Below are 17752 nucleotides of genomic sequence, written 5' to 3'. Positions count from 1 at the left end.
CTCAAGTTTCATCCTATTATAGACCGACAGCCTCCCGCGCGGACCGCTTACCGGAGTTCTCATGCCTGCCCTGCGTACCTGCCTGCGCACCGTCGCCGCGCTGCTGATGGCCGTCCCGCTCACCGGGCCGCTGCCTGCCTTCGCCGCCAACACCGATCCGCGCAAGGCCGCCGAAATGCCGCCCGCCGACGCCTCGTTCCTGCCGCTGGAAGAGATTGACGTGCCGATCGTCGACGGCGGCCGCGTCGACGGGGTGCTGCACCTGACCGTCGTCGTGCAGGCGAAGACGGGAGACGATGCCGCCGCGCTCGGCAAGCGGATGCCCGAACTGCGCGCCGCCGTGCTTCCTGCCGCCATCGAATTCGCCCGCCTGCGCGCCTCGCGCTTCGCCCCGGTCGACGTGGCGCGGCTCTCGGCGATGATCGCCCCGCCGCTCAAGCGCGTCGATGCCGCGATCGACAAGGTGCTGATCGTCAAGGTCTCGGCGATGCAGCGCTAGGCGCTACTTCGCCGCCGGTCCGCGTGCCAGCGCCCTGGCGCCGCCCGCAGGCGCCGGAACCACCTTGCGACCGGCCAGCGCCATCGACAGCGCCACCGCGCCGTTGGGCGACATGTTCGCCATGATCTGCGCCGTCGCCCGCTCACGCATCCGGCTGGCGACTTCCTTCTGCACCTCTATATCGAGCTTCTCGAAGATCGGACCGGCGCGATTGGGCTTCATCGTCTGGTAGATGCGCGCAAGGTTGTCGTAGGGGACGGACGGCCCGGCAGCGCCTTGCGCACCCTTGGCCGCAGCGGCCGCCTGCTGGTCCTGCTGCTGCTTCATCTGTCCCGCAAGCCGGGCCTCTCCGGCACGCACCGCCTGCTCGCGCATTTCCAGCTTGCGCTTCTCCGCCGCCGAAGTGCGGTCACGCCGCGCCGTCGCATCCTGCAGCGACGCGCCGAGACGCCCGGTATCCCCGCCGCCGACGATGTCCGCCGATGCCGCGAAGGCGATGGCGTTGGCCACCGCCGCCGCCGCCGCGACGCCCAGCATCAGCCGGGTGGGACGGGTCAGCGCCTTTATCACGCGACGGCGCTTCCACGCGGCCCGCGCGCCGAAGTGAGATCGAACACGATGCTGCTGAGGTCGCGCGTCTCCGCAGTCGCGCCCGCTGCGGATGTCGCAACGGCGGGCACTGCCTCACGCCGCGTGGATTCCTCGGCACGCAGCACGGCGTCGGCTTCCTCGCGCCAGCGGGCGGAACGGCGGCGCACGCCCGCCTCGGCGACGCGCGCCTTGTCCGCCGCATCGACGATGCGCTCGGCCACCGAATTGCCGACGCCGACCATCACCGACAGCTCATCGCGCAGTTCGCGCGCAGCGTTCAGCATCTCGCCCTGCGCCGCCGCATCGGTGGAGAGCACGCGCTTGAGGTCCGCCAGCACGATCCGCGCCTGGTGCGTCGCATGGTCGAGCTTCTCGACCGCCTGTTCCAGATGTCCGTCGCGCAGCGCGCGGATGCGGCGGTCCATGCGGATCGCCTGAACCATCACGCACAGGCACAGCAGCACGAGGGCGAGGTTGATCGCGGTTGCCCAAGTAAAACCTGCGGTCATTTCGGATACCCCTTCGCGATGTCGGTGGCCATGCGGATGGCGATGTTGCTGGAACGCTGGCCGATGTGCGCGCGGCCCAGCGGCACGCCGCCGCAATGGACCTGCAGCGCGTCGTCCGGGCTGAGGTTGAGCGCGATGGTCTGCCCCACCTGAAGATCGCGCACGTCGCGCAGCGACATCAGCTTCTCGCCCAGCACCACGTCGACCGTGACCTGCGTGTTGTAGAGTTCGCTGGCCATGTGATCGGCCCAGATGCGGTCGCGGCCCAGCTTCTCGCCCATGAAGCGCTGGAGCAGCTTGTCGCGCACCGGCTCGATCGTGGCGTAAGGCAGGAGGATCGAGAACAGACCGCCGCGCCCCTCCATCGAGACGCGATAGGTGGCGACGGCGGCGGCATTGCTCGGCTCGGCGATGGCGGCGAAGCGCGGGCTCAGTTCCATGCGCTCCAGCCCCATCTGGACCGGCGCGATCTCCTCGAAGGCGGAGGCCAGGTCGTCCAGCGCCATCTGCACCACGCGCGAGACGAGGCTGGATTCGATGGTGGTGAAGGTGCGGCCCTCGGGCGGCAGCGTGCGCGTGCCGCCCCGCCCGCCGAGCAGCGCGTCGACGATGCCGTAGATAAGCCCGGCATCGACGGTGACGACGCCGTAGCTCTCCCAGGGCTTGACCTGGAACACGCCGAACATCGCGGGCAGCGCCTGCCTGTCCATGAAATCGCCGAAGCGGACCGAGGTGATCGCCTCGAGGTTCACTTCGATCGCGTCCGAGGTCAGGTTGCGCATCGAGGTCGCGAAGGCGCGTACCATGCGCTCGCAGACCACCTCGAGCATCGGCAGGCGCTCGTGGTTGATGACGTTGGAATCAAGCACGGCCTTGAGTCCCCGCCTCGGCACGGACTCGCCGTCCACCGCCGCCAGCCGGATCGGCTCGTCGCCGCCATGAGGGCCGCCGCCGCTCGTCACTGCTGGATCAGATCCTGGATCAGCACGTCGCGCACCATGCCCGCGCCCAGCGCCTCGGTGGAGCGGCGCATCATCTCTTCCTTGATGCGGAACACGGCGGCGGAGCCGTTGAGATCGTCGGGCCGCAGTTCGCGCAGGAACGGCTGCAACGCGTCTAGGATCACCGGCAGGCGCGCCTTGACCGCGTCGGTCTTGCCGTCGGCGGCGACGATGATGAAGCGCACTTTCACGAACTTCGCCTGCGCACCGCCGCCGCGCAGGTTGACCATCATCGGCGGCACTTCGATGTAGGACGCCGAGGGATCGGCCGATGCCGCACCCTCCGCCGGGGCTTCCGCAGGCGCTTCCGCGGTCTTTTCATCCGCGTGCTCGCTGCCGCCGCGCTGGGTGAACCACCACACGCCGCCCGCGCCCGCGATCATGCCGACGGCGACGACGGCGATCGCGATCAGGCGGCCCTTGCCACCCTTCTTCTTCGCCTCGGCCCCATCGACCGGCGCGACCTCGGTCGCTTCGTCGCTCACGCAGTACCCCTTCGGAAATCGATCCGCCAATTCTCGGGCACGCATCCGCGCGCGCGATTTCATTCCTATATATAGGATTGTGATCCGGTCGGGGCGTGCCTTTCCCGGGTTATGCCGAGATTTTTCGTATCGCTAGCTTTCCGGGGTCCGCCGATGGACGTTTCCGCCTTCGTCCTCCTGAGTCACGAGCAGGCCCTGCGCCGCCAGCTCGACGTGGCCGCCAACAACATGGCGAACGTCTCCACGCCCGGCTACAAGCGCGAGCAGGCGCTGTTCCACGAGTATGTCGAGACCGCGCAGCAGGCCCCCGTGCAGGACGCGCGCAAGACCTCCTACGTGCTCGACTACGGCGCGGTCCACGACATCGCGCAGGGCGCGTTCCAGTCCACCGGCAACCCGCTCGACGTGATGATCGAGGGACCGGGCTACCTCAACGTCGAGATGCCGGACGGCTCCACCGGCTACACCCGCGCGGGTTTCATCAAGATACTGGACAGCGGCGAACTCGCGACCTCCGGCGGCCAGCGACTGCTCGACGAGAACGGCCGCCCCATCGCCGTCCCGGTCGACCAGCTCGCGCAGTTGAAGATCACCGCCGACGGCACCGTCATGGCGGGCGAGGACGCGGTGGGCCGCATCGCCGTGACCGGCTTCACCGACGAGAACCTGCTCGAAGCGCGCGGCGACGGGATGCTGGCCGGCACCGGCGGCACCCTGCTCACCGCCGCGCAGACAAAGCTGCGCTCCGGTGGCGTCGAGGCCTCCAACGTCGAGGCGATTTCCGAAACCACCCACATGGTCGAGATCCTGCGCTCCTACCAGACCAGCCAGCGCCTCTCGTCCGACCTCGCCGACATGCGCCGCCGCGCCATCGACCGCCTCAGCAAGCTGGGCTGAGCCCGCCCCAAACGAAGGATCCGCCCATGCGTTCGCTCTCCATCGCCTCGACCGGGATGCTGGCCCAGCAGACCAACGTCGACGTCATTTCGAACAACATCGCCAACATGAACACCACCGGATTCAAGCGGCAGCGGGCGGAGTTCCAGGACCTGCTCTACCAGCAGGTCTCGCGCCCCGGCGCGGCGACCAGCGCGGACGGCACCAAGGTTCCCTCGGGCATCCAGATCGGCGCGGGCGTGAAGACCGGCGGCATTTACCGCATCACCGAGCAGGGCGCGCTGACCAACACCGGCAACCAGTACGACCTCGCCATCGACGGCCCCGGCTACTTCCAGATCATGCTGCCGAGCGGCGACCTCGGCTACACGCGCTCGGGCTCGTTCCAGCTTTCCGATCAGGGCGAACTGGTGACCGCCGACGGCTACCGCGTGCAGCCCGACATCACCATCCCGCAGGGCGCGCTCAGCGTCTCGGTTTCCAAGACCGGCGAAGTGCAGGTGAAGCTGGCCGGGCAGGCGGAGATGCAGACGGTCGGCCAGCTCGAACTCGCGACCTTCATCAACGAGGCCGGCCTCGAAGCCATCGGCGACAGTCTTTTCGTCGAGACCGGCGCTTCGGGTCAGCCGATGATCTCCACTCCCGGTCAGCCCGCCTACGGAACGCTGAGCCAGGGCTTCATCGAAGCGTCGAACGTCAACCCGGTCTCGGAAATCACCGCGCTCATCACCGCGCAGCGCGCCTACGAGATGAACAGCCGCGTGCTCAAGACCGCCGACGAGATGCTCCAGACCTCGACCCAGACCGTCTGATGCTGTCGACCCTGCTCCTGCTTGCCACTGCGGCTGCTTCGGGCGGCGAAGCGACGCCCGTGCTGGCCCGCACGGTGGAGCGGGGCGAGGTGCTCTCCCGCACGGACTTCGGAACCGCACCGGTTTCTCCCGCGATCGCGCGCGGTGCGCTGAGCCCGCTGGAAGCCGCCGGGCAGGAAGCCACCCACCGCCTGAACGCGGGCGCGCCCGTCCGGGCCGCCGACGTCGCGCCACCCCGCCTCGTGCGTCGCGGCGAGAACGTGACGATCGCTCTCGTTTCCGGCGCGCTGCGCATCACCTCGCCCGGCCGCGCGCTGGCCGACGCGGGCAAGGGCGATCCGGTGCGCGTGCTGAACCTCGCCACCAACCGCACGCTTGAAGGCGTTGCCGCCGCTTCCGGCGAAGTGCGCATTTCCGCGCCTTAGGACTGTCCTGAATGACCAAGCCTGCCGCCACCTTCAACGCCACTCTCGCAGTCGCTCTTCTCTCGGCTTCGCTGCTCGCAGGCTGCGGTTCGGTGGGCCGACTCAAAAACGTCGGCAAGGCACCGAAGATGAGCGAGGCGGGCGAACCCGTCGCTCCCCGCATCGAACCCTCGCTCGGCAACCACGCGGCGGGAGAGCGTGCGCCCGACGGTGGCGACCCCAAGGTAGCAGACGCCGCCCGTGGCGCCTCGCTGTTCCGCACCGGCGGCGGCGCCTTCTTCCGCGATCAGCGCGCCTCACGCGTCGGCGACATCGTCACCATCCGCATCAACATCGCCGACAACGCCCGCGTCGACAACACCACCACTCGCACCCGCAACGGTAGCGAGAACGCCGGGATCGCCGCGCTTCTCGGCCTCGAAAGCCAGATCGGCAAAGTGCTTCCCGGCAATCCGGACCCGGGCAACCTCGCCAGCACCAGCTCGAAATCGAGCGCGGTCGGCGCAGGCAACACCGCCCGCTCCGAGCAGATCAACATGATCGTCGCCGCGACCGTCATGAGTGTCCTTCCCAACGGCAATCTCGCAATCCGTGGCAAGCAGGAAGTCCGTGTAAACTTCGAACTACGCGAGCTTGTCGTCTCGGGCGTCATCCGGCCCGAGGACATCGCCCGCGACAACTCGATCCGCCACAGCCAGATCGCGGAAGCGCGCATCAGCTACGGCGGGCGCGGCCAGTTGACCGACGCCCAGCAGGCCCGCTGGGGCCAGCAGATCTACGACGCCCTGTTCCCGTTCTGACGGACGCAGAGAGTGTACTGAACGGCACCTAAAGCCTGTTGACAGTGTCAGACGGCACGCAGACCTGCGCATGGCGACGCCATGCCCGTGCTGTTGCGGCTACTGCGAGCGCCTAGGCCCCCGCGACATCCCGGCGACCTGGATTATAGTTTTTCCACAGCCCGAAACCGTCCTTTAACGACTCATCCTAGAATATGTGTGCGTCCGTTTCATTCGGAACGTGCGGGCGGCAGCGTTTCCTGCCGCCGAGGCCGCAGAATCGGCCGGTAACCTAGAAGGGAAATTGAAATGGCGTTTTCGGTCAACACCAACGCTGGTGCCATGGCGGCTCTCCAGAGCCTCAATGCCACCAACCGTTCGATGGAATCCACCCAGAGCCGTATCACCACGGGTCTGAACGTGGCGTCCACGAAGGACGACTCGGCGAAGTACACGGTTGCCCAGTCGCTGCGTGGCGACCTTGGCAAGCTGGGCGCGGTCACTTCCTCGCTCAACAACGCCAAGAGCGTCACGGACGTCGCCGTCGCCGGTGCCGAGCAGATCTCCGACCTCATCAACCAGATGAAGTCGAAGGCGCTCGAAGCTTCGGACGAAGGTCTGGACGTTGAAAGCCGCACCGCCATCGCGAAGGATCTGGTCTCGCTCAAGAAGCAGATCAACACCGTCATCGATGGCTCGGACTTCAACGGCACCAACCTTCTGAAGGACACTGCGGCGGTGGCGGGTCCGCCGGCTGTTCCGGCGCGCGCCGACAAGGTGAGCGCACTGCAGTCGATCGACGGCGACACCCTCTCGGTCGCGAACCAGGGCTTCACCACCCTGGCGACGACCGCCATGGGGGCTTCCGGCACCGATACCACGATCACCGACCTGGAGAACGCGACCTCGGCCACCGCGGCCGCTTCGGCCAAAACGCTGGCAGGCAACCTCGACACCTTCTTCGACAAGGTGAAGGCGGGTCTCAGCCAGCTGGGCGCCGGTTCGCGCCAGATCGAGGGTCAGCTTGCCTTCAACAGCAACCTGAACGACGTGATCACCACGGGTATCGGCAACCTCGTCGATGCCGACCTCGCCAAGGAATCGGCGAACCTTCAGGCCCTTCAGGTTCAGCAGCAGCTGGGCGTGCAGGCCCTGTCGATCGCCAACCAGGCGCCTCAGACGCTCCTGTCGCTCTTCCGCTAAGGGGAGTTTCAGGCTCTTCCGGCTTGCCGGGAGGGGATTTCGGAGAAGGTCGGGACGGTTCGCCGTCCCGGCCTTTTCTTTTGCCATGCGGGCGGGCGTGCGGTGGCTTATGCTCCAGACACACGAAAGGCCCCGTGCGCTGAGCGCCGGGGCCTTTCGTGTGTATCGTTGGTTGCGGGGGCAGGATTTGAACCTGCGACCTTCAGGTTATGAGCCTGACGAGCTACCGGGCTGCTCCACCCCGCGTCACCGATGTCTGCGTCTGTGTGTGACGCGAATAAGGGGGCGCTAGCCCCCTTGTATTTTGCAAGATACAAGGGGGGCTAACGCCCCCTTGTTCGCGTCACACACAGACGCAGACATCGGTGACGCGGGGTGGAGCAGCCCGCACGTCCAAGCCGACGCAGTCGGAATGGACAACAAACAAACTGCTACCGGGCTGAAAACCAGCCTTCAATGGTGACGCGGGGTGGAGCAGCCCGGTAGCTCGTCAGGCTCATAACCTGAAGGTCGCAGGTTCAAATCCTGCCCCCGCAACCAAACATTCCAACGACTTAGATGCCAAGAGCCCCGCTCCACGCAACGCCGTGTCCGCATCAGGTCCGTTTTCTGAGGCGCCCCGGGGATCGTACGTAAAGGGTCAAATCCGGGATTGGCAGGGTGGAGGTTTCGCGCGCCTGCCACCAGAAGTAGATGCTAATCGTTGCACACGCCGATCGGCACGTCATCCAACTAGTCCAAGATGGTACAGCCGGGTTGGTGGCGTCACAGGCTCCGGCTCTTTCGTTTTTTTCGGGCGGTTGCCTATAGGCCAAGGAGACCGGGCTTTGAGCTTTCGTTTACGAACCACGCTTTTCGCGCGTTGGTATCAAAGCCTTGTCCATAAAGTGTGAAGCTATCGAAATGCGACCGTTTTGTGAGCGGAAATAGGCTCAAAACCGCTTACTTTTGATCCTATTTCTTGGCTGATAAAATCAGCGGCTTGGGGCGCCAAAAGCGGCGGTCAGGATGAATGATGCAACCGGCTAATTTGGATCCAAAGCGACGCCTCAGCTTTTCGGCCGAATGTACGTTTGTGTTTCTGGCCGCGCAAAACCGGCCTGTTAACACCCGGCCAGTCTTGAGCGTCCAATGTGAGGAAACAGACCGACCGCTGCAGGCAACCAAAAATTGGCGGCTGAATGGCGGTAAAGGGTCGTCAGGATCTGTCAGCAGCGATTTAGCCACCGTTCAGCGCGGGCGGCAGAATTCCGGAAAGCAGTCTTTCATTCACCCATTTACCAAGGCTGATTTTGCGAGATTCTGCAATAGAATCTGCACCGAATAAAGCGGTGTAATAGAGCAGTTCATCGATCGGCCAACCATGCTCGGGCGAGCCTGACACTGGGTCCGAGCCTCTCGAACGCCGATAGGCCGTGCGCATGCTGCGACCGTATTGGAATTTCGAGTCCGAGCGAAACCGGTTCGGAAAGCGTATCGACAAGACGCCTGAGGGGAAGGTCGCCTTCGCCAAGTCCGCACCGTTCGAAAAGCGCTTCTTCGAGATAGCTGCTGCCCTGAGCCGGCATGGGTACATCGCAAAGCTGCACATGCCCGAGAGCACCCGCCGGTATCGAGGCGAGATCCTCGATTGTCGCTCCGCAGCGGAAGAAATGCATGGTGTCGAGCAGCAGCCCGAAGTTTTCATGAGCGACTCCGGCCAGTGCGGCGCGGGCGAGATCCAGGCTGCGGATCACGCCTGCGCCAACTTCGGTGGTGACGGTCAGGCCATATTGTGCGCTTGCCTCGGCAAGTCTGCGGAACTGGTCGAAAGTGCGGGCAAGATCCTTGTCCAGACTGACAGCGCATATGACCGAGGCTCCCATCTCGGCCGCAGCCTCCAGGTCGGCCGCATAGGCATCGACGGAAAGGCCCGGTGCAATGGCAAAACCTTCCACCAGGCGGATTTCGAGGCCAAGCTCTCTCACCTTTCGTGTGAGACGGTGCCTGAGTGCGGGGTCATCTCGCAGGCATTCGGGCCGATGAGGATCAAGGCGGTTCGCCGCACCGCCGAAATTCAGCGATATGAAATCGCATTCGAGCCTCGCGGCAAGCTCCGCGTAATCCAGCACCGGCATGCCGAACACGCTGAGGTATTCCAGCCCCAGACGGTGCCGACTGCTTTGCGCAAACACTTCAGATGACCTGCAGGGCGCCACCGGCGGCTGCCGAGGCACGCATTGCGTCCATCACCTTCATCGTCGCCAGTCCGTCCGCGAACGTCGGTGCTGCAACCGCCGAGGGGAGCTGCGAGGCGGTGATACGGAACGCCATCGCTTCGCAAAGGCGGGTGAATGGCCCGATCTCGAAGTGCGACATGCGCGCGCTCGAATTGGCGTCGGCTGCGGGCGGCGGTGGCGGCAGCTGCAGATCATCCGGCATCGGCAGTTCGCGGGTTCCGCCCTTGTCGGCGACGAGCACTTTTCCGCCTTCGATCCAGACGGTTCCCTTCGATCCCGCGCAGCGGCACAGGTTGGCCGACGGTCCCCATGCACCTGCCGTCTGCTGCATCGAACCTTCCACGCCGTTCTTCATCAGGAAGCGCATCGAATAGCTGTCCTCGGCGACGCCATCGCGATCGGACACGACCATCAGGTTGGCGCTCAGCGAATGGAAATCGCCGAGCCACGCCCGAACCTGATCGATCAGGTGCGAGCCGCCGGCTCCCAACCAACCGCCTCCCGCATCGAGATCGAACCACCACTTTGGCAATCGCGCTTCGGGATCGGCGCAAAAGGGAATGAACTGGTCCAGGACCAGAAATCGCGGATCGCCGATCATGCCGTCGCTGATGGCCCTGCCGAACAGCGCACGCTCGGGAAGCCAACGGAATTCATGCGAGACCATGTGAACGATCCCGGCCTGTTCCGCGGACTTGAGCAGCGTCTCACCTTCCGCTGCATCGAACGCGAAGGGCTTTTCGCACAGGACATGGCAGCCCCGCGCGATCGCCTTGAGGGCAATGGCGGCATGTGTGCTCGGCGTTGTCGCAACGGTTACAACGGTGGCCCCGGTGGCGGTGATGGCTTCGTCGAGATCGGTGAAGACAGCCGGAATGCCGAGAGAGGCGGCTTTACGCTCCAGCCGTTCGACTGTCCGGCCAACCAGGCCCACGACATCGATTCCGGCCGCCCTCAGCGCTGGTACATGGATCCGGCAGCCGAAGCCCGTGCCGACGACCAGCGCAGTCAGTCCTGTCTTGCCCATCGCGGAGTGCTCCCTTCCCAATTGTCACGGATTGGCCGTTTCATTGCAGATTTATGATAGTGAAGACTATCTTGCAAGTTGCAGGCGCGATGCCGATCCCTTTCGCGGACGCGCTGCTCACAGCGTTCCCGGCCAGGCGATCAATCCTTCACGATGGTTTCCCGGGACAGGAACATCCGTGTCGCCGCCATGTCCATGAACCCGGCCGGGTGCGCGCCGGCCTTCATGCGCGCTTCGCGTTCGCCCGGGCTCGGCTGGGCAGGGCCTTCGCCTTCGCCGATGCCGTCGATCGATGGAACCCCGCGGCCGATACTGCCGACAACCCGGTTTTGCACGTAGCGGCCTTCCTTGTCCGCTCTGCCTTCCCGCCAGGATAGCGCAAGCGCCGCGTGCGGACCGGTCCACTCGCTGACAAAGCTGTTGTGGGAAATTCCGGGCTTGCGTACCAGCGTAGTGAGCAGTTTGGCGCCCGGGCTCGGTTCGCCCGTCTTCCAGCTTCGCGTCAGGGTAAGCAACCGCCTTTCCCTCACCAGATAGACATCGACGGGGCAGGTCCTGCCGATATGATGTTCCATCTGACGCGCGAGCGCCTCAACCGCGCCGGTCGCGGCATTCACTTCGAGGCCCGCGAGAAACGGGGACGGACGTCCCAGAAGATCAAGATTGAGGTCGGGATCCACCGGCCAGTCGAGCACGACGCGGCTCGTTCGTCGGTCTTCGGCCATCCGGTGCGCCAGTCGATCAAGCGCTGGTGTCAGGCGCGCCAACTGGCAGTCTTCCGCATGAACGAGAGCGATAGCCTTGTCCGGCGCTTCGGAGGCTTGACCGGGAACCGGGCTCGCGCCGATCATCGCTGCCGCGACAGACAGCACGGTGATCCGGCCCCTCATCGAGCCAACTCGAATACGTAGATGGACGAACTGGCGTTGCCGGGCACGGCTATTTCCGGCACCAATGGCAGATACCCGCCAGACAGCATCGTCCCGTAGCCGGCGACGATCGCGATATACTGGCGGCCATCCACGGAATAGCTGATAGGCGCGCCGCTAGGTACATCCCCAAGCCTTGTCGACCAGAGGATTTCACCGTCCGCCTCGTCTCTCGCCGTAAAGACACGGTCGAGCCCGCCGGAAAAGACGAGGCCGCCCGCCGTCGCCAGCAGGCCGCTCGTCATCGGTGCGCGCTGGGACGCGATCCATTTCGTCTTGCGGGTCTGCAGATCGAAGGCCTGCACGCGGCCGTAATTTCCGTCGCTGTGCGGTCGGGGCATGACGCTCCATCGCACTCCACTCGACAGCGGAGACATCTCCCCCGCATCCACGGGTTGCATTTCCATGCAGGCGACGTTTAGCGGAAGGAAGAGCGTTGAACTGGCTGCATCGTAGGAGCCCGGTATCCAGTTCTTGGCGCCGTTCTGCGCCGGACAGACGGTCGTAGCCTTGCCCTGACCGGGGATCAGGGCAGGGTTGGTCGTCTTCCTGCCGGTTAGCGGATCAATGCGGGTTACCACGTTTTGCAGGCCCGCATCGATCGAGAACAGATACGCACCGTTCGCCGCATCGAGTGCATCGATGATCGCCGTCTTGCCCACCGTCACCACCACCTTGGCCGGTTTGCCCTTGACGGGCAGGCTGACGATCATGCGCTCGAAGGCCCAGTCGAGATCCCACTGGTCGTTCGCCTGATGCTGGAAATGCCATACCAGTTCGCCGGTCGGGGGCCGCATGGCGAGGGTGGTATTGGTATAGAGAGCGTCATTGGTCACCCCGGGCTTTTTGACCGGGTGAGCCAACGGTGCAGTGTTGTAGGTGTTCCCCGTGCCGAAGAACATGAGGCCGAGTGCGGGATCATAATAGCCCGTTGTCCATACCGAGCCGCCGCTTCGTTGCGAATAGGGCAGATCATTCCATGAACTGGCACCGGGTTCTCCGGGTTGCGGCACGGTGTTGAAGGTCCACAACTGCTTGCCCGCATCGGCGGAGAGCCCCAGGATCCGGCCAAACCCGCCGCATGTGACGCACACCACGCCATTCGCGCTGCCTTCCGGCATCCGCCCCCCTCGAAACAGCCCTTCCACAACGATTCCGTCGACGACCATCGGTCCGCCCGAGGTGGGCCCGGTCGAGGTTTGCCAGACAGGTCGTCCGGTCGTCGCGTCGAGCGCGACGAGTTGGTCGTCGCCCGTCGCCAGGTAGAGCCTGTGGCCATACAGGGCCATGTTGCGCTTGACCCGCATCGGCAATCCAGAAGCTGTGGCGGGCACCTCGTGCTTGTAGGTCCACAGCACACGCCCGCTCGCGGCATCGATTGCATCGACCTGATCGCGGTTGCTGTAGACGAACAGCACGCCGTCATGGACCAGCGGAGTTGCCGCATTGGGCCCCGGCGAGAGGTTATAGGACCATGCAAGGCTCAGTTGCGAAACATTCGTCCTGGTGATCTGCGACAGGGGGCTGAACCCTTGGCCATCCAGCGTTCGGCGCCAACTCAGCCAGTCACCCGCCGGCGGATTTTCAAGCATGGCGTCGGACACCGGCGTCATGCTTGCGGCCGGATCCGGCAAAGCGGGCCAGGGTGGTAACTTCGCCTGCGCCGCGAGCCCTCCGCTCGTATCCCCGGTATAGGGCAGATACAGCTTCTGCAGGGCCAGATAGTCCGAAGGCAGGGCCGCGCTTCCCACCTTCTGGCCGTTCTTCGCAAGGATCAGGGTGACGAGCCCCGATACCTGTTCGGACGAGAAGGAACCGGCACCGCCCGGCGGCATGGTATCTGAACAGGGCGCCGAGCGACGTTCCGGCCGACCATTTGCCCAGAAACGTGCGGCCCTTGAGTGCCGGTGCTGCGCCGCCTTCAAGCTCCGGGCCGTGGCACGCCGCACAGGCTCTCATGTATAGGTCTCGGCCCTGCTGCATTTGTGCGTTCGTGAACGAGATGGCCTGGACGGAGCGGGCTGGGGCGGCTCTTTCGCCGGGGCTGCCCAGTGCATTGCCGTGTGCAAGCGCGCCGCCCAGCAATGCGACGGACGCCAGTGGCAGCGCTTTCGCTGCTTGTTTCGCCATATCCTGTCCCATCCGAATCGTTATATTGGACATCATGACCGGGTGACCGGCTTCCTGCGGAACTCTCGACTGCCATCGCGACCAGCAGCATTCTCGAAATTACAGCCTGGTGGCTGCGGCAGCTGGACGATATTCCGGTCGAGGAGATCGCGGATCTGATGGTTGCACTCGTCCACGACCCGATCGCACGGGTCTCGACGTCAGCGAAGCTGAAGTTTCGCTGACGCAGCGAGCACTTCACTGTGACCGAAGTACAGAAACTTCACTCCAGTGGACCAGAGCATGGTGGCGGGTCAAACAATGCAGGCGATCATCACCTAGGAACAAGAAATAGGCGGTTAAGAATCTGAATAGGGTCGATTTCAGAATCGGGCAGGATGGTGCCGCAGCGCACGACATCCAAACGGGCAGTCTTACAAGGCTTCAGGCAGACTGCACTCCGCCGCTCCTTGTGGCTTTGTTACCCCAGCATGCTTTGCTTCTGATGGAGCAACTATCCACGCAGATTCATGATGATAACGTCTGCCCCACAGCGGTGGCAAATCCCCTGATCTTTGTGCCCGGAATCGGGATCTGAAATGGTGAACCGAGAGAACTGTGCGTAGCGTTCAAAAACATTGCTTCGGGATCAAACATGTTGCGACGGGTTTCCGGTCCTGCTGCGTTCAAGAAGCGTCATGCATGAAGCGTGGCATCCACGATCATCCTTGAAAGAGGTGAAGTCATGAACGCAAAGAGCTTCGCGGCGCGCATCGGAGCGGTCCTTCTGACCGCGAGCGTCATCACCACTCCGGCATTGGCCGGGGTCAACGGTCGGCAGGCCAACCAGCAGCACCGCATCGCGCAGGGCTGGCACTCCGGCCAACTGACCGGACGGGAGGCGGTGCGCCTCGAACGGCAGCAGCATCGCATCGCCCGCACCGAGCATCGCATGCGCGCCACCAACGGCTTGAACCCCCACGAGCGCGCGCGCCTGCATTATCGGCAGGACCGGGCGAGCGCCAACATCTATCGCCAGAAGCATGATGGGTGGCGCCGCTGATGCGCCGTCTCTCACTGCTCGCCATCCCGGCACTCGCTGTCGCGGGGATGGCCTGCGCGCAGAGCCCGGCGGCGACTGACGGGATCGCCAAGGCCGACTTCCAGTCCATGCTGCGCGCCCGGATGCTGAAGGCGGACACCGATGGCGATGGACGCATCAGCGCCGCCGAATGGTCCGCCGCCGCCAAGGCGCGGGGCAAGGGCCGGATGGGCGACCGCGTGTTCTCGCGCATGGACGCCAACGGCAACGGCTTCATCGAGGCTGCGGAACTCGACGCCATAGCGGCGAAGCGCTTCGACAAACGGGACGTCGATCATGACGGCAGGCTGTCCGGCGACGAGCGCAAGGCGATGGTCGACGAGATGCGGGAGAAGGCCGGCGCTTGATCGAGGGCGTGGACAGTCACGACCCCGACGCCGATCTTGTCCGGCGCGTGGGGCAGGGCGATGCGGCGGCTGCGCGCAGGCTCGTCGCGATCAAGCTGCCCCGCTTGCTTGCACTCGGTACGCGTATCCTTGGCGATGGCGCTGCGGCGGAGGAAATCGCGCAGGAAAGTCTGCTGCGTGGCTGGCGTCAGGCGCCGCGCTGGCGCTTCGGCACGGCGCGGTTCGATACCTGGCTGCATCAGGTCGCGCTCAACTTGTGCCGCGACCGGTTGCGCAGGTTGCGGCGCGAGGATCTGACGCCGGAACCGCCCGAGCGCATCGATCCCGCGCCGCTGCAGGATCAGGCGTTGTCAGGTCGGGACGAAAGCGAACGCATAGAACGCGCCCTGCAGGCCCTGCCGCCCCGCCAGCGCGAGGCGATCGTGTTGCAGTACTTCCAGGAACTATCGAATGCCGAAGCCGCCCGCATCATGGAGATCAGCGTGGAAGCCCTCGAAAGCCTGTTGGCACGCGCCCGGCGCGGCCTTCGCGAACTCTTGATGGAAACCGACGATGACGCCTGAACGCCTGTCCCGGATACTCGCCGCCTATGGTGCGAACGCCGACCGCTGGCCCGCCGCCGAGCGCGACGCCGCGCTACGCCTGTTGACGGACGATCCCGAGGCGATGCGGTTCATGCGGGAGGAGCAGTGGCTGGACGCCCTGCTGTCCCGCCATGTCGTTCCCGCGCCCCATGCGGCTCTGGTCGGCAGCGTGCTGGTGGGATTTGCGCCGCCTTCCGGCCTTTCGGTGCTGCGAAGCTGGTGGACGCGCTTTGCCTTGGCGGGGGCGGCGCTGGCGGGCGTGGCGGTGGGCGTGCTTACGCTCGACGTGATGCACGCGCGTTCGTCCGGGCGACAGGCGATGACCCTTGCAGACGACCAGGAGACGATCTTCACGCCGCTGGATACCGATGAGGCATCGCTGTGAAGGGGCGCGGCTTCCAGATCCTGCTAGTCTGCTCGCTGGTGCTGAACGTGTTCGTGGTGGGCGGGCTGGTCGGCGCGGGCGTCATGTGGAAGCAGGCCGATGTGCAGCGCCCGGTCGCCGGACTGGGCCGGGGCGGGCGACTGCGCGCCGCCGCCCAGGATCTGCCGCAACCTTACCGCCGCGAACTGCGCCAGACCGTCGTGGAGACCATGCGTGAGCTTCGCCCCCGCATCCGCGAGGCGCGGGCGGCTCGACAGGAAGCCGCGCGCCTGCTGGCCGAACCGACGCTCGACCGGGCCGCGCTGGACGCGGCGCTGACGCGCGCGCGCAGTGCCGACATGGCGGTGCGTACCGGGCTGGAGAGCAGCGTCGTGCGCTTTGCCGGGACGCTGCCGCAGGCCGAGCGCGTCCGGCTGGTCGAGGCGCTGACCCGGCAGCAGCCGCGCACCGCCGCAAAGGATACGCAGCAATGACCGCAGCCATCGCCCTCAATCGCTTCGGCCTCGGCGCGCGGCCCGACCAGTCGGCGCCGGACGATCCGAAGCGCTGGCTCCTTGCGCAGTTCGACCGCTACGATCCGCGCGGGCAGGGTTGGGCCGATCTGCCGTCCACCGCGACCATCGCTGCGGATTACCTGGAAGACCGCGAAGCCGTGCGCACGGCGGACAAGGACGCGAAGCAGCTTGCCCGGATGGAACTGCGCCGCGACGGGCGCGATCTCTACCGCGTCGCGGTGAATGCGCGGGCGACGAGCGCGCTGGCCACGCCGACGCCGTTCGTCGAGCGGCTCGTCCACTTCTGGTCCAACCATTTCGCGATCTCCGCTGACAAGCAGACAGTCATCCCCTTCGCCGGCGCGTTCGAGGCGGAGGCGATCCGGCCGCATGTGCTGGGCCGCTTCGAGGACATGCTGCTCGCCGTGGAGCGGCATCCGGCGATGCAGCTTTTCCTCGACCAGACGCAGTCGGTCGGCCCAGCCAGTCCGTTCGCGCAGAGGGCTGCCGGGCGCAACCCGGCCAAGGCGCCCGGCCTCAACGAGAACCTCGCACGCGAAATCATGGAACTGCACACGCTGGGCGCGCGCACCGGCTATACGCAGGCGGACGTGACCGAGTTCGCCCGCGCCCTTACCGGCTGGAGCACGGCAGGGCTGGGACGCGGCGGCAAGGGTGGACGAGCAGGCACGCCCGGCGGCTTCGTGTTCCGCCCCATGCTGCACGAGCCGGGGCCACGCACCATCATGGGGCGCACTTACGCGCAATCGGGCGAGGATCAGGCGCTTGCGGTGATGCGTGACCTTGCCGCCGCTCCGGCAACCGCGCAGCATGTCGCTACAAAGCTGGCGCGGCATTTCGTCGCCGACGATCCGCCGCCCGGACTGGTGCGCCGTCTGTCTGATGCATTCCAAAAGAGCGACGGCGATCTGCCGACCCTCTACCGCGCGCTTGTTGATGCGCCGGAAAGCTGGTCGTCCGTGCCGGTGAAGTTCAAGACGCCGTGGGAATGGCTGGTGTCCTCCATGCGCGGTCTCGGCATGAGCGACGCGGGCGAGGTGCAGGTCGCCGGTATCATGCAGCAGTTGGGCCAGCCGGTCTGGAGACCGGGATCGCCCGCTGGGTTCGACGATATCGCCGCAAGCTGGGCCGCACCCGACGCCTTGTTGCGCCGGGTCGAGATGGCCCAGCGCCTCGCCACCCGCGTCGCCGATCGCATCGACCCGCGCGAGCTTGCGCCGCGGCTGCTTCCCGGCGCGCTGTCGCCGCAGACCGCGCAGGCCATCGCGCGGGCCGAGAGCCTGCCGACCGGCTTGGCACTGCTGCTGGTCTCGCCGGAATTCCTGAGGAGATGA

The 17752-nt window shown here is 65.6% G+C and carries 21 protein-coding genes and 2 tRNA genes; 13 read left to right on the top strand and 10 right to left on the bottom strand.

Translation table 11 applies throughout. From position 1 onward, the window contains the following. The first annotated feature begins 61 nt into the window (after positions 1-61). Positions 62-499, top strand: coding sequence for a hypothetical protein (locus tag LO787_RS25325; RefSeq protein WP_232493720.1), 438 nt, complete (start codon positions 62-64; stop codon positions 497-499). Between the two features lie 3 nt (positions 500-502). Here LO787_RS25325 and LO787_RS25320 read toward each other — a convergent pair whose 3' ends face one another. The 4 genes from LO787_RS25320 to LO787_RS25305 are packed head-to-tail and all read right to left on the bottom strand — an operon-like array spanning position 503 to position 3085. Further along, on the bottom strand, positions 503-1069 hold the full coding sequence (locus tag LO787_RS25320; protein ID WP_232493719.1) for a MotE family protein: 567 nt from the start codon (positions 1067-1069) through the stop codon (positions 503-505). Next, on the bottom strand, positions 1066-1599 hold the full coding sequence (locus LO787_RS25315) for a DUF6468 domain-containing protein (RefSeq protein ID WP_232493718.1): 534 nt from the start codon (positions 1597-1599) through the stop codon (positions 1066-1068). The genes LO787_RS25320 and LO787_RS25315 overlap by 4 nt, the downstream gene beginning before the upstream one ends. Continuing rightward, positions 1596-2561: a flagellar motor switch protein FliM gene (gene fliM / locus LO787_RS25310; protein WP_420847777.1), complete on the bottom strand. Its 966-nt coding sequence runs from the start codon at positions 2559-2561 to the stop codon at positions 1596-1598. Before fliM ends, LO787_RS25315 begins: the two co-directional genes overlap by 4 nt. Continuing rightward, positions 2558-3085, bottom strand: a complete 528-nt coding sequence (locus tag LO787_RS25305; protein WP_232493717.1) for a flagellar basal body-associated FliL family protein — start codon at positions 3083-3085, stop codon at positions 2558-2560. Before LO787_RS25305 ends, fliM begins: the two co-directional genes overlap by 4 nt. 153 nt (positions 3086-3238) lie before the next feature. Here LO787_RS25305 and LO787_RS25300 point away from each other — a divergent pair, with 153 nt between their 5' ends. From LO787_RS25300 to LO787_RS25280, 5 genes are all read left to right on the top strand, one after another. Further along, complete coding sequence (locus tag LO787_RS25300; RefSeq protein WP_232493716.1) at positions 3239-3982, top strand: flagellar hook-basal body complex protein; 744 nt, start codon at positions 3239-3241, stop codon at positions 3980-3982. Between the two features lie 26 nt (positions 3983-4008). Further along, entirely contained in the window at positions 4009-4794 is a 786-nt protein-coding gene (flgG, locus tag LO787_RS25295; protein WP_232493715.1) for a flagellar basal-body rod protein FlgG, read from the top strand. Beyond that, positions 4794-5219, top strand: coding sequence for a flagellar basal body P-ring formation chaperone FlgA (gene flgA, locus LO787_RS25290; protein ID WP_232493714.1), 426 nt, complete (start codon positions 4794-4796; stop codon positions 5217-5219). The genes flgG and flgA overlap by 1 nt, the downstream gene beginning before the upstream one ends. A gap of 11 nt (positions 5220-5230) precedes the next feature. After that, entirely contained in the window at positions 5231-6019 is a 789-nt protein-coding gene (gene flgH / locus LO787_RS25285) for a flagellar basal body L-ring protein FlgH (protein WP_232493713.1), read from the top strand. Positions 6020-6307: 288 nt separating this feature from the next. Further along, positions 6308-7201, top strand: a complete 894-nt coding sequence (locus LO787_RS25280; protein WP_232493712.1) for a flagellin — start codon at positions 6308-6310, stop codon at positions 7199-7201. Positions 7202-7370: 169 nt separating this feature from the next. Here LO787_RS25280 and LO787_RS25275 read toward each other — a convergent pair. Beyond that, positions 7371-7447 (bottom strand) — tRNA-Met (locus tag LO787_RS25275). Between the two features lie 217 nt (positions 7448-7664). Between LO787_RS25275 and LO787_RS25270 the strand changes: the two genes are divergently transcribed. Further along, positions 7665-7741 (top strand) — tRNA-Met (locus LO787_RS25270). Positions 7742-8547: 806 nt separating this feature from the next. On the opposite strand, the gene LO787_RS25265 is transcribed toward LO787_RS25270, so the two are convergent. The 5 genes from LO787_RS25265 to LO787_RS26290 form a co-directional block, all read right to left on the bottom strand. Further along, complete coding sequence (locus LO787_RS25265; RefSeq protein ID WP_232496419.1) at positions 8548-9318, bottom strand: sugar phosphate isomerase/epimerase family protein; 771 nt, start codon at positions 9316-9318, stop codon at positions 8548-8550. A 58-nt stretch (positions 9319-9376) separates the two neighbouring features. Next, positions 9377-10447 (bottom strand): Gfo/Idh/MocA family protein, encoded by a 1071-nt coding sequence (locus LO787_RS25260; protein WP_232493711.1) that lies wholly within the window; start codon positions 10445-10447, stop codon positions 9377-9379. Between the two features lie 140 nt (positions 10448-10587). Further along, positions 10588-11337, bottom strand: coding sequence for a hypothetical protein (locus tag LO787_RS25255; RefSeq protein WP_232493710.1), 750 nt, complete (start codon positions 11335-11337; stop codon positions 10588-10590). Beyond that, the gene (locus LO787_RS25250; protein ID WP_420847826.1) at positions 11334-12968 is read right to left on the bottom strand and encodes a pyrroloquinoline quinone-dependent dehydrogenase; all 1635 of its coding nucleotides are present in this window, start codon (positions 12966-12968) and stop codon (positions 11334-11336) included. The genes LO787_RS25255 and LO787_RS25250 overlap by 4 nt, the downstream gene beginning before the upstream one ends. After that, positions 12961-13335, bottom strand: coding sequence for a hypothetical protein (locus LO787_RS26290; RefSeq protein WP_420847825.1), 375 nt, complete (start codon positions 13333-13335; stop codon positions 12961-12963). Before LO787_RS26290 ends, LO787_RS25250 begins: the two co-directional genes overlap by 8 nt. 895 nt (positions 13336-14230) lie before the next feature. Here LO787_RS26290 and LO787_RS25245 point away from each other — a divergent pair. From LO787_RS25245 to LO787_RS25220, 6 genes are read left to right on the top strand one after another with little or no spacing between them, the layout of a single operon-like run. Beyond that, the gene (locus LO787_RS25245; RefSeq protein WP_232493708.1) at positions 14231-14548 is read left to right on the top strand and encodes a hypothetical protein; all 318 of its coding nucleotides are present in this window, start codon (positions 14231-14233) and stop codon (positions 14546-14548) included. Next, positions 14548-14934 (top strand): EF-hand domain-containing protein, encoded by a 387-nt coding sequence (locus tag LO787_RS25240; RefSeq protein WP_232493707.1) that lies wholly within the window; start codon positions 14548-14550, stop codon positions 14932-14934. Before LO787_RS25245 ends, LO787_RS25240 begins: the two co-directional genes overlap by 1 nt. After that, entirely contained in the window at positions 14931-15497 is a 567-nt protein-coding gene (locus LO787_RS25235; RefSeq protein WP_232493706.1) for an RNA polymerase sigma factor, read from the top strand. The genes LO787_RS25240 and LO787_RS25235 overlap by 4 nt, the downstream gene beginning before the upstream one ends. Beyond that, a complete protein-coding gene (locus tag LO787_RS25230) occupies positions 15487-15903 on the top strand; it encodes a hypothetical protein (RefSeq protein ID WP_232493705.1) in 417 nt (138 codons plus the stop codon). Before LO787_RS25235 ends, LO787_RS25230 begins: the two co-directional genes overlap by 11 nt. Next, complete coding sequence (locus LO787_RS25225) at positions 15900-16376, top strand: periplasmic heavy metal sensor (protein ID WP_232493704.1); 477 nt, start codon at positions 15900-15902, stop codon at positions 16374-16376. Before LO787_RS25230 ends, LO787_RS25225 begins: the two co-directional genes overlap by 4 nt. Then, positions 16373-17752 (top strand): DUF1800 domain-containing protein, encoded by a 1380-nt coding sequence (locus LO787_RS25220; protein WP_232493703.1) that lies wholly within the window; start codon positions 16373-16375, stop codon positions 17750-17752. Before LO787_RS25225 ends, LO787_RS25220 begins: the two co-directional genes overlap by 4 nt.

Source organism: Novosphingobium kaempferiae (assembly GCF_021227995.1).
GTDB lineage: Bacteria > Pseudomonadota > Alphaproteobacteria > Sphingomonadales > Sphingomonadaceae > Novosphingobium > Novosphingobium kaempferiae.
Note: the sequence above shows the minus strand (reverse complement) of the source record. Positions and strands in the feature narration are given on the sequence as shown.

Excerpts from the sequence above, each read along its gene's own strand:
- LO787_RS25260 (WP_232493711.1), bottom strand. The coding sequence starts at position 10,447 with ATGGGCAAGACAGGACTGACTGCGCTGGTCGTCGGCACGGGCTTCGGC.
- LO787_RS25240 (WP_232493707.1), top strand. The coding sequence starts at position 14,548 with ATGCGCCGTCTCTCACTGCTCGCCATCCCGGCACTCGCTGTCGCGGGG.
- LO787_RS25230 (WP_232493705.1), top strand. The coding sequence starts at position 15,487 with ATGACGCCTGAACGCCTGTCCCGGATACTCGCCGCCTATGGTGCGAAC.
- LO787_RS25325 (WP_232493720.1), top strand. The coding sequence starts at position 62 with ATGCCTGCCCTGCGTACCTGCCTGCGCACCGTCGCCGCGCTGCTGATG.
- flgH (WP_232493713.1), top strand. The coding sequence starts at position 5,231 with ATGACCAAGCCTGCCGCCACCTTCAACGCCACTCTCGCAGTCGCTCTT.
- LO787_RS25220 (WP_232493703.1), top strand. The coding sequence starts at position 16,373 with ATGACCGCAGCCATCGCCCTCAATCGCTTCGGCCTCGGCGCGCGGCCC.
- LO787_RS25255 (WP_232493710.1), bottom strand. The coding sequence starts at position 11,337 with ATGAGGGGCCGGATCACCGTGCTGTCTGTCGCGGCAGCGATGATCGGC.
- LO787_RS25265 (WP_232496419.1), bottom strand. The coding sequence starts at position 9,318 with ATGCCGGTGCTGGATTACGCGGAGCTTGCCGCGAGGCTCGAATGCGAT.
- LO787_RS25280 (WP_232493712.1), top strand. The coding sequence starts at position 6,308 with ATGGCGTTTTCGGTCAACACCAACGCTGGTGCCATGGCGGCTCTCCAG.
- LO787_RS25315 (WP_232493718.1), bottom strand. The coding sequence starts at position 1,599 with ATGACCGCAGGTTTTACTTGGGCAACCGCGATCAACCTCGCCCTCGTG.
- LO787_RS25245 (WP_232493708.1), top strand. The coding sequence starts at position 14,231 with ATGAACGCAAAGAGCTTCGCGGCGCGCATCGGAGCGGTCCTTCTGACC.
- flgG (WP_232493715.1), top strand. The coding sequence starts at position 4,009 with ATGCGTTCGCTCTCCATCGCCTCGACCGGGATGCTGGCCCAGCAGACC.
- LO787_RS26290 (WP_420847825.1), bottom strand. The coding sequence starts at position 13,335 with ATGAGAGCCTGTGCGGCGTGCCACGGCCCGGAGCTTGAAGGCGGCGCA.
- LO787_RS25250 (WP_420847826.1), bottom strand. The coding sequence starts at position 12,968 with ATGCTTGAAAATCCGCCGGCGGGTGACTGGCTGAGTTGGCGCCGAACG.
- flgA (WP_232493714.1), top strand. The coding sequence starts at position 4,794 with ATGCTGTCGACCCTGCTCCTGCTTGCCACTGCGGCTGCTTCGGGCGGC.
- LO787_RS25300 (WP_232493716.1), top strand. The coding sequence starts at position 3,239 with ATGGACGTTTCCGCCTTCGTCCTCCTGAGTCACGAGCAGGCCCTGCGC.